The sequence below is a fragment of the Priestia aryabhattai B8W22 genome (assembly GCF_000956595.1).
GTDB lineage: Bacteria > Bacillota > Bacilli > Bacillales > Bacillaceae_H > Priestia > Priestia aryabhattai.
Window position 1 is genome coordinate 167497 of sequence record NZ_JYOO01000006.1, and the last position, 9405, is coordinate 176901.

The window sequence follows — 9405 nt, forward strand, 5'->3', positions numbered from 1 at the left end:
GGATTAAATGGAAGCTAGTTCATGGTGGGATCACTTTTAATCGCTTATTTTTGGAGTTCACTCATCGAGGTTTGTTGCTTCTAAACTTATTATAACACAAAACAAGAACACTTGTTTGTATTTTTGTTGAATTTTTTACAAATAAATAAAGCAGAAGCAAAATTTCCGCCTCTGCTTTTTATTTATTGTTGGTCTTTAGAAGAATCAGGAACGGCACATTGACCATCTGCACAAAAGGCATCATCTGCGCCTTCTGGAGACAGGCTCTTCAAAGTGGGAGTCGGATTTTCTTCTTCCCATACTTGTTGGAGAGCCCCCACAAATGTCTCGACTGGCTGTGCACCTGAAATCGCATATTTTTGATTAACAACAAAATATGGAACACCGCTAATGCCATATTGCTGAGCCGTTGCTTCATCACTGCGCACTTCATTTGCGTATGCGTTTTTATCCGCGAGAATTTGACGTGCTTCTTCTCGGTCAAGACCTGCATCTTCTGCAACAGCAACCAGCGTCTCTTCTTCACCTAGATGTTTTGATTCAGTAAAGTATGCATATAAGAGTTTTTCTGTAATGGCTGCTTCTTTTCCTTGAGCTTTTGCAAATTTAGCTAAGCGGTGAGCATCAAATGTATTAGTTGGCTTCATATCGTCAAAATTAAAGGATAATCCTACACCAGCTGCCTGCTGGCCGATACCTTCATTTGCTTGTTTTGCTTGTTCAATGGTCATTCCATATTTAGCAGCAAGAGCTTCATTAATCGTTTTACCAGTATTAACTGGGGCATTTGGATCTAGCTCGAAGCTTTTAAATTCAACCTGCACATCATCTTTGTGTGCAAATTGCTGAAGCGCTTGCTCTAATCGACGCTTTCCAATATAACAAAAAGGACAGACAAAATCTGACCAAACTTCTATTTTCATCGTGACACCTCTTCAATTCAAGATAATTCTTATCGTAGCATACCTTTGAAAAATTTCCATCATAACTTGCTCAAACAAAGCAAAAACACGGTGTTGGTTTACATACTAAGTGTATTAAATCAACACCGTGTTTTTATCTCACTTATTTTAAATTCATTGCTTTTAGAAGGGCATCATGTAAATACGTATTTTCATATTAGCTAATTAATGCTTGGGGGAACTTCAAGCCACCCTTTTTTGATCATAATTTCTGTTGCTTCTCTTGCATATTGAAACGCATCTTCTCCTATCAGCATCATTTTAGCCACAATATCTCTTCGAAAACTAAAGGCTGCTCCAAATGCCTGACTTCCAATACTAAAATTACTCAGTAAAATATCGCATGTCAGCATCAAACGATCAGAAAAAGCAGACGTCTCAGAAGGAGTTATGCTTCCTGTTGAGGCAACGGAAGGTGAAATATCGTCTTGTATAATTACTTCCTCTAGACGTGTAATAATCTTTTTACTGAGCTCTTTTCCTTTCAAAAAATGCTTTTTGACTTCGGTATCTTTAGCCGTTTGAGAAAAAGCCTTCATTAACTTCATCCCCACAATGTTTGTTTCGACCCCGTGATAAAGCTGAGCTAGCTCCATCGTATTTAATACTCTTTTATCTGCAAACACATTTAAGCCGCTCAAATATTTTCTGTCAGAAACAAACTCAACGGTGGTTGGCATCGGAATATAAGGTGGGCGTGATAAAATCCCTTTTTCAGTAAATACTGCGTACAGGAATCGTAACAACCTTGCGTAATCTTTGTTAAATCTTGATAAAATTTCAACACGTCTTCTCTGTAGGCCTTACCTAAACTTAATGTATACATCCCCATACTAATTTCTTTAATAACACGAAGAAACATAATATCAAATCCATTAGTAAATAGTTTTGGAGCCTGTACGTTTACGTCTTGAGATGAAAGCCCCGTTGGCACTACGGCTCCTTCTTTTTCAAATATTGTTTTTATCTTTCGTATGTATATAATAAGCTGCTCACGCAAGTCTATCATAATAGTTTTAGCATCTTCATCGTCTGCATGTTCGATCATATAATCCAACAAGCAAATGATTAACGTTTTCTGCTGATATGTCATCCACAGCGTTCCAATTTCACTTGAGGTAATACTACGTTTGTCAGGCACTGTTACTTCCCTCCGCTTCTTCAGCTTTGTTGAGTGCTTTGGTCGCTCGAAAGAGAACATACTCATTGTACGTTTACTTATCATTATGCTATCTTACATTCTTTTTTTATTTAACCCTCTTACCTATAGCTTTTGGGCAACAAAAAAACAGCTCCGCACTTACAGAACTGTTTTTTATCTTAAGCACGAAACGAGTACTCAACACCTGTTAAGTCCTCAGATACGCTCCATAGTTTTTCCGCTACGTCCGGTTTAAATAAAACATCTCCCATCATATCTTTTACAGGATATCCTTTTTTAGCATCTTTTCCGTCTGGTCCAATATATGTACCGCCTTCTATTGATTCAGTGGCTGCATAAAGAGTAGGCAGCGCGCCCATCTCTGCAGATTGACTAAATAGCTTGACTAAAAATTTCAACAAGCCGTTTGGTTCTTTACCTGAACCGCGTGATAATAGGTTTGTATTTGAAATACCTGGATGTACAGCGGCACTAATTGTCGTTGATCCGGCTGCTTCTAAGCGAGTTTGCAATTCTTTGGCAAACAATAGGTTGGCGAGTTTGCTTTGTCTATAGAACTTCATAGGACTGTAGCCTTTTTCCCCGTCGAGATTATCAAAATAGATTTCTCCAGAATTAGCGGCTATACTGCTTACCGTTACGACACGTGAATGTGAAGTGGCCGTTAGTAAAGGAAGCAGCAAACCTGTAAGTGCAAAATGCCCTAAATGATTACAGCCAAACTGCAGTTCAAATCCGTCTTTCGTTTTGCTGTGGGGCGGCACCATCACGCCTGCATTATTAATGAGAAGATCCAAAGACGAGTATTGTTGAAGAAATTGATTGGCAAAATGCCGAATAGAGCTCAAGTCACTAAGATCTAATGACATAATAGTCACTTTAGCATTCCCATTATTCGCTTTAATTCTCTGTTTAGCTTCTTTCCCTTTTGCTTTATTACGCACAGCAAGAATGATTTCTGCTCCGCGAGCTGCTAGAGCCCTTGCTGCTTCAAACCCAATACCGCTGTTTCCTCCCGTTATAAGGGCTGTTTTCCCCGTTACATCGGGCATTCGTTCAGCTGTCCATTTTGTTGTCATATAAAGTTCTCCCTTTCAGCTATAGCTGTTTTCTAGAATGTACGCGTCTCAGTCACACTAAATTTACGTTTCTAAAAAATTAAAGTATGTATAAAGTATAATGTCTTCAAAACAAAAGGGACAAGCTTTTTCAAAGCTCGTCCCTTTTATATGTTTACGTAAGCCGCGGCGAATCATAGCGTCCAAACCAGTCGTACCTGTTTGTGGATATCCATTTGTATAGCGGACTAAACGCTTTTTTCATCAATGGTAAATGCAGAAGTACACCAATTGGACATGTAAGAGGTAAAATAGCCAAAAGTCGTCTAACCGTTTCAAATCCTGCTAGAACTTCACCTTTTTTGGTCACCATATGAATTTGATCATATAAATCTCTTCCCTCTTCTTTTAAGTAGCTATACTCTGTTCGTTCAATATATTGAACTGGAATCCACTGAATTTGGTTCGTCCAGTCCAGCGCTTTAATGATTTTTTTTACGTTGTAGCATAAAGGACATTCTGCATCAAAAAATACTTTGTGCTTCATTATTTTCACCTTTCTTTCTTTCTTTTGTTCCTTTTCCTTAGTTTATAAATACCCTTTTCCCCTTTTTAATAACCATCATTAGGAGGCACTTCTTGTGAAGCCGCGAAAGAAAACAGGATTTTTTTATAAAATATCACTTTTTTGGTTTAAAGCGCTAAAAACATGTTAGAATAGATTTCATATTGATTTGAAGCACTAGATGCACGCATTTAGTCGCATACTAAAAAAACTGAATAAATCCAATGATAAAAGGTAAGGGTAATGTGTTCGTAAACTTATCATGGAAGTAGGTTTATAAATGACGAAGAAAGAAGGAGGAACAGGTGATTACTTTTATCCATTTCATATAAGCTTTTTTACGTAAGGATGTGTAAACGATGAAAAATAAGTACATGCTGTCAGCTTCAGGTATGTATATTAACTACTTTTTACTTGGCATGGTCAATATCATGCTTGCATCAAATATGTCATTTTTGACAAAACAATTAAATACCGACGGTGCTGGAATCAGCTATATTATTTCTGCTATCGGAATTGGAAAATTGCTTTCATATTCTCTATCAGGCATCTTGTCTGATAAAATCGGACGAAAGCCTTTAATTATTGTTTCGTCTCTGACGATGGCTATTTTCTTAATTGGCATTCCATTATCGCCAAATTATCAAACAGCTTTCATTTTTGCTATTATCGCCGGTATTGCAAACTCTGCTATGGATGCTGGAACGTACCCTGCTTTAATTGAGGTCTTTCCTAAATCTTCAGGCTCAGCCAGTGTTCTTGTAAAAGCATTTATTTCAGCAGGAGCAGCGCTTCTTCCGTTTATGATTGCCTTTTTTGCAGATCGTGATTTGTTTTATGGGTATGCTTTTTTTCTTCCTGCTCTTATTTATTTACTAAATATGATCTTTATGTTCAAACTGCCTTTTCCCAATCATAAACGCGAACAGAGTGCAGTTCAACAACAAAATACAGGAGAGAATAAATTTATCTCTGCTCCTAACATGAAACAAGAAGGAATTGCTCTTATTGTGATTGGATTTACTTCTACAGCGCTTTTTACGGTAGCTCAAATTTGGCTCCCTACTTATGGTCAACAAGTATTAGGTATGGCTGAAAGCAGCTCGGTTCGCCTTTTAAGCTACTACAGCATCGGAGCTTTAATCTCTGTTTTAGTATTAGCTGTATTATTAAGCAAAGTGCTTCGTCCTGTAACCGTTATTCTCGTTTACCCGATGATTACCCTTATAGCGGTACTTACGCTTCTGTTTGTTAAAGTACCTGCTATTGCAATTGCAGCTGCTTTTTTCATGGGGTTTTCTACGGCTGGAGTCTTTCAATTAGCGATTACTGTTATGACCGAGCTTTTTTGGAATAAAAAAGGAACGGTTACTGGAATTGTCGCGACGGCTGCTGGATTAGCTGCTATTTTATTGCCTTTAGCAACAGGGCTCATGTCTAAAACGGGACATATTTCAATTATTTTTATTTTTGATGCGATGCTTTCAGTAGTAGGTATGGCAGCGGCAGCTTTTGTTAATTACCGCTACCGCAAAATTTCAAATAGAAATCGCAGCGAACAAATTCAAGAAACAGCCTCATAAAAAAGAGGCTGGGACATCCCGAAATGAATTCAACCCAAATAAGAACAATCTGGATACATGATCTGGGCTGCTTGCTCGACCGCTGTTGCTTACCGTGCCAGGTTTCGCTTTCCGCGGGCGGCCGATGAGCCTCCTCGTCGCTTGCGCTCCTGCGTTCACCATGATTATAAAAAAACACGAACTATTTATCCATTTTTGATAGATAGTTCGTGTTTTAATTTAATCAAACTACTTTTCTTCCACCCTCTTCTTAACTTTTCAACTCATTTCCCCAGCTGATTTTTGCTTCATCAATAGAAACATCACACCTGAAATAACCGCAAAAACAGCTAAAATGTAAAAAGTAGAAGGCAACGGAATCACGCTGACTAGTGACCCCATAGCTAAGCTGCTGACAACTGCTGAAGTTTGTATAGCTGTCATGTATGCCGTCGTGGCTAGTCCAATTTGACGCGGGGCCAGTGACTGAGCATACACCATTCCAACTCCCATCGTAGCGGATAGAATAAAAGCATAAAATACTTGAAGCGCAATTAATCCACTAAGCGGTAAATGAAGGCTTGTTAAAACAAAATAAAGCACTTGGCAAGCAATTCCAATGATAAAGAATCGTTTAACTCCGACCTTATCAGAAAAATAGCCCCCTAACGGCATAAATACTAGCTCGAAAATAGACGTAACGGTAAAGAGAATCCCTACAATCGAAACGGATTGCTTTAACGTATCCGTTATGTAGAGCGGCAAATACATAGAACGCCCGGAATCACCGGCAAAAATAAAAAGAGCTGCTACGAATACAGCTATTAATACAGAAGGTATACCAGCTGGCGCTTTTGAAGATGCATGAGCTGAAGTTTGAGGCATACTGTCTTCTTTAAGCGCAAAAAGAACCCATACTAAAGTTGCTAGCGATAACAACCCTGATAGTAAAAACAAAAGAGTATACCCTCCGTGGTCAATGATTAAAGCGCCTAGCATAGGTCCAAAAATATAGCCTTGTGAAAACGCCATTCGGACAGTACCAGTAATCGTACCTGCCTGCGATTTGCTGTCTTCCTTTTTAACAATAAAGTCGTTCAGCAGGGCAAAGAAAAAAGAAAACGCATTAAACCCTCCTATAGCAAGTAAAATGAGTGCTATTGTATAAGAATGCGTAAACGCTAACGGAACTCTTGAAATGGTTCCAATCAGTAACGCCCAAATAATAAATGGCTTTCGTTTCCCCCATTTGTCTGATAATGAAGCTAAATAAAACGATACGACTAAACCAATAATGCTCATTGGTACAAACAAAAACCCTGCTTGAAACGAAGTGGCATGCAATGTATTTGTTGCCCACACCGTTAAATAAGGCATAAAGCCCCCAACAGACAATCCAATAATAAATAATGAAATAAAAATTGTTCGAAAATCCCGGTCTGTAAATACAATCTTTATGCCCGATACAAATGAATTTTCTGCTTTCGACATGAACTCATTTCAACCCTTTCTATCCAGCTTTCAAACGTTCAATTCCCGCAAAAAAATGCACCTTTCTTCAAGAAAATGCAGAAGAAAGGTGTGTAAATAAAGGTTATTTTCCAATTTGTACAGCAATTTTTTCTTTTTGTTCTTCCTTGTTGATCAGCTCTTTGAATTTAGTTAAAAGAGGTGCTTTTAATTCTTCATCTTTCAACGCAAAAGCAAGGGTCGTAAAAATAAAATCTAATTTTTCCCCTGCATCATAACGTTCGCCTTCGAATTCGTAAGCATAAATAGAACGGTCTATATTCATACGCTGAATAGCATCCGTTAGCTGAATTTCCCCGCCTTTTCCAGCTTCCTGCGTTTCAAGATAATCAAAAATGTCAGGTGTAAACACATAGCGTCCAATAATCCCCAATTTAGAAGGAGCTTCTTCGACTGATGGTTTTTCTACAAAACCATTCACTTCGTATAATCTGTTTTTATTTGCTTTTGGATCTATAATCCCGTAACGGTGAACGGATTCTTCCTCTACGCGCTGTACGCCGATAACCGACGAACCCGTTTGGTTATACTGGTCAATCAGCTGTTTTAAACAAGGCTGGTCTGGGTCTGTTAAGTCATCTCCCAATAAAACTGCAAACGGTTCGTTTCCAATAAACTGTCGAGCGCAGTTAATCGCGTGGCCAAGGCCCTTCATTTCTTTTTGACGAACGTAATGAATATTTGCTAGTTCAGAGATATGCTCCATTTCTTCTAATAGTTCGGTCTTTCCTTTTTGATCAAGCAAGTGTTCTAGTTGAATATTATGATCAAAATGATTTTCGATTGCTTGTTTCCCGTTTCCTGTAACAATTAAAATATCTTCGATTCCTGATTTTAAGGCTTCTTCTACAATAAATTGAATTACGGGCTTATTTACAATTGGAAGCATTTCTTTTGGAATAGATTTTGTAACGGGTAAAAAACGAGTACCTAACCCTGCTGCTGGTATAACTGCTTTTTTTATAGTCTTCATATTATTTACTCCTCTCTGTTAGTTATCTAGCTGCCTTACATCTATTACACTTTAACAGGCACCATCTTGAAAATTTCTTTCACTCCTTGCTTGTATCCTCCTGCTGAGCGAAGTGATTCTCCAATTTGTTGTGCATGCTGTTTATATGCGGGAGTAGTTAAAACGTCGTTAACTGTATTTTTGATTAGCTCAGCAGATACATTATTTTTATCTAATTTCACGCCTGCTCCTAACTCCTGCACGCGATCTCCAACCATAAATTGATCCACTGCCATTGGAATAACGACAAGCGGCGTATCGTAGTATAAACCTTCACTGCTGCTGTTCATTCCGCCGTGAGTAATAAATAAATCCGCACGTTTTAAAATTTCTAGCTGCGGTACGTATTGTTTCACAATGAAGTTTTCTGGAATGTGTGCTAATTCTTCAGGTTTTGTATTTTTACCAATAGATAAAATAACTTTACCCTTAAAATCTTTTAATGCTTTTATACATAAGTTATAGATTTCTAGCTGCTGATTAAAAATAGTTCCCATAGAAACAAAAATAATTTTTTCATTTTCATTTTGTAAATAAGAAGGATCTTCAATATCTAGTCGTTTAACAATTGAAGGACCAATAAACTTGTACTCATTCGTAAATTCAGATACGTGTGGCTGAAAAAATTCTGACGTAAATACTAACGTAATATCCCCTGGATTTGACATAATGTCCATGGAATCTTTTAACTCAGTATTATATTGATTGTTGAACTTATTTAATGATTTTTCGAATTGAGGATAAAAGGAAGATTGGTCAGGTTCTGTTTGACCACTTGGCATCATACAAGTTGCTAACTCCTTATTTAACGCAAACGTCGTACAAAGAGAAACCTTTGGAAGCTGAAGAAGGTCGGCTACAGCAGAACCTGCTAAAAGGTGATAATCGTAAAGTACATAATCATATGTTTCATGTTTTGTTTCACTCATAATTTTAGTAATAATATTTTCAGATTCATTTAAAAATAAGTTCATTATTTCATAGCGGTCATAAGACTCTTCTTTAGTCATTCGGTTACTCATATCAAGACTTGGACGAAAATCTTCGTATTCACGAAATGTCGCTCCTGATTTTTTAATTTTTTCAGCATAGTCTTCAATGCCATAATAGACAACCTTTTCCCCTTGAGCCATCAATTCTTTTACAATTCCTAAAGAAGGGTTCACATGTCCTTCACCTGGAAAGCCTATCACTAATACATTTCCCATAACATCCATTCCTTTCACTTAGTTAATAATTAAATTACTTAATTGTTAATTTGGTAAATTTATTGTATAGAAACTGAATTTACTATAAATTATCTTTATCGTAAAGTCATTAAGCGTTTTCAACTAAAAAAAGGTTAAATAGGCTCATTTTGGAATATGGTTATAAATTAACTCAAGAAAAACAAATATTGTAAAATTTATCTTGTTTGTAAATAGATGTATGTGCTTCATTATGATGCAAATAAAAAACGCACCTCGCTAAATCAAGCAAGAGGTGCGTTTTTTATTTAAAAGTTGTATAACTCCCATATATCTGAGGTTTCTGAACCAATATACCAAGCTGCCG

Annotated in this window: 9 protein-coding genes; 1 reads left to right on the forward strand and 8 read right to left on the reverse strand. The window is 37.3% G+C overall.

Annotation, left to right across the window (positions count from 1 at the left end; translation table 11 throughout):
- Positions 1-182 precede the first annotated feature (182 nt).
- The 5 genes from N178_RS07035 to N178_RS07050 form a co-directional block, all read right to left on the reverse strand.
- On the reverse strand, positions 183-923 hold the full coding sequence (locus N178_RS07035; RefSeq protein WP_045291511.1) for a DsbA family oxidoreductase: 741 nt from the start codon (positions 921-923) through the stop codon (positions 183-185).
- Positions 924-1123: 200 nt separating this feature from the next.
- Positions 1124-1558, reverse strand: coding sequence for a DUF3231 family protein (locus N178_RS27470; protein ID WP_237758416.1), 435 nt, complete (start codon positions 1556-1558; stop codon positions 1124-1126).
- A 41-nt stretch (positions 1559-1599) separates the two neighbouring features.
- A complete protein-coding gene (locus N178_RS27475; protein ID WP_237758417.1) occupies positions 1600-2103 on the reverse strand; it encodes a DUF3231 family protein in 504 nt (167 codons plus the stop codon).
- 179 nt (positions 2104-2282) lie between these two features.
- The gene (locus N178_RS07045) at positions 2283-3203 is read right to left on the reverse strand and encodes an oxidoreductase (RefSeq protein ID WP_045291513.1); all 921 of its coding nucleotides are present in this window, start codon (positions 3201-3203) and stop codon (positions 2283-2285) included.
- Positions 3204-3357: 154 nt separating this feature from the next.
- Positions 3358-3729: a thiol-disulfide oxidoreductase DCC family protein gene (locus tag N178_RS07050; protein ID WP_045291514.1), complete on the reverse strand. Its 372-nt coding sequence runs from the start codon at positions 3727-3729 to the stop codon at positions 3358-3360.
- Positions 3730-4106: 377 nt separating this feature from the next.
- Between N178_RS07050 and N178_RS07055 the strand changes: the two genes are divergently transcribed.
- On the forward strand, positions 4107-5330 hold the full coding sequence (locus N178_RS07055; RefSeq protein WP_045291516.1) for an MFS transporter: 1224 nt from the start codon (positions 4107-4109) through the stop codon (positions 5328-5330).
- Positions 5331-5588: 258 nt separating this feature from the next.
- Here N178_RS07055 and N178_RS07060 read toward each other — a convergent pair whose 3' ends face one another.
- The 3 genes from N178_RS07060 to N178_RS07070 all read right to left on the reverse strand — a co-directional run bounded on the left by N178_RS07060 (position 5589) and on the right by N178_RS07070 (position 9059).
- Positions 5589-6800: a sugar efflux transporter gene (locus tag N178_RS07060; protein ID WP_045291518.1), complete on the reverse strand. Its 1212-nt coding sequence runs from the start codon at positions 6798-6800 to the stop codon at positions 5589-5591.
- Positions 6801-6903: 103 nt separating this feature from the next.
- Entirely contained in the window at positions 6904-7812 is a 909-nt protein-coding gene (galU, locus tag N178_RS07065) for a UTP--glucose-1-phosphate uridylyltransferase GalU (RefSeq protein WP_045291520.1), read from the reverse strand.
- 44 nt (positions 7813-7856) lie between these two features.
- Entirely contained in the window at positions 7857-9059 is a 1203-nt protein-coding gene (locus N178_RS07070; protein ID WP_045291521.1) for a macrolide family glycosyltransferase, read from the reverse strand.
- Positions 9060-9405 lie beyond the last annotated feature (346 nt).

Bases quoted from the DNA above. Each gene is read 5' to 3' on its own strand.
- N178_RS07050 (WP_045291514.1), bottom strand. From the start codon at position 3,729: ATGAAGCACAAAGTATTTTTTGATGCAGAATGTCCTTTATGCTACAAC.
- N178_RS07070 (WP_045291521.1), bottom strand. From the start codon at position 9,059: ATGGGAAATGTATTAGTGATAGGCTTTCCAGGTGAAGGACATGTGAAC.
- N178_RS27470 (WP_237758416.1), bottom strand. From the start codon at position 1,558: ATGGAGCTAGCTCAGCTTTATCACGGGGTCGAAACAAACATTGTGGGG.
- N178_RS07035 (WP_045291511.1), bottom strand. From the start codon at position 923: ATGAAAATAGAAGTTTGGTCAGATTTTGTCTGTCCTTTTTGTTATATT.
- N178_RS07060 (WP_045291518.1), bottom strand. From the start codon at position 6,800: ATGTCGAAAGCAGAAAATTCATTTGTATCGGGCATAAAGATTGTATTT.
- N178_RS07055 (WP_045291516.1), top strand. From the start codon at position 4,107: ATGAAAAATAAGTACATGCTGTCAGCTTCAGGTATGTATATTAACTAC.
- N178_RS07045 (WP_045291513.1), bottom strand. From the start codon at position 3,203: ATGACAACAAAATGGACAGCTGAACGAATGCCCGATGTAACGGGGAAA.
- galU (WP_045291520.1), bottom strand. From the start codon at position 7,812: ATGAAGACTATAAAAAAAGCAGTTATACCAGCAGCAGGGTTAGGTACT.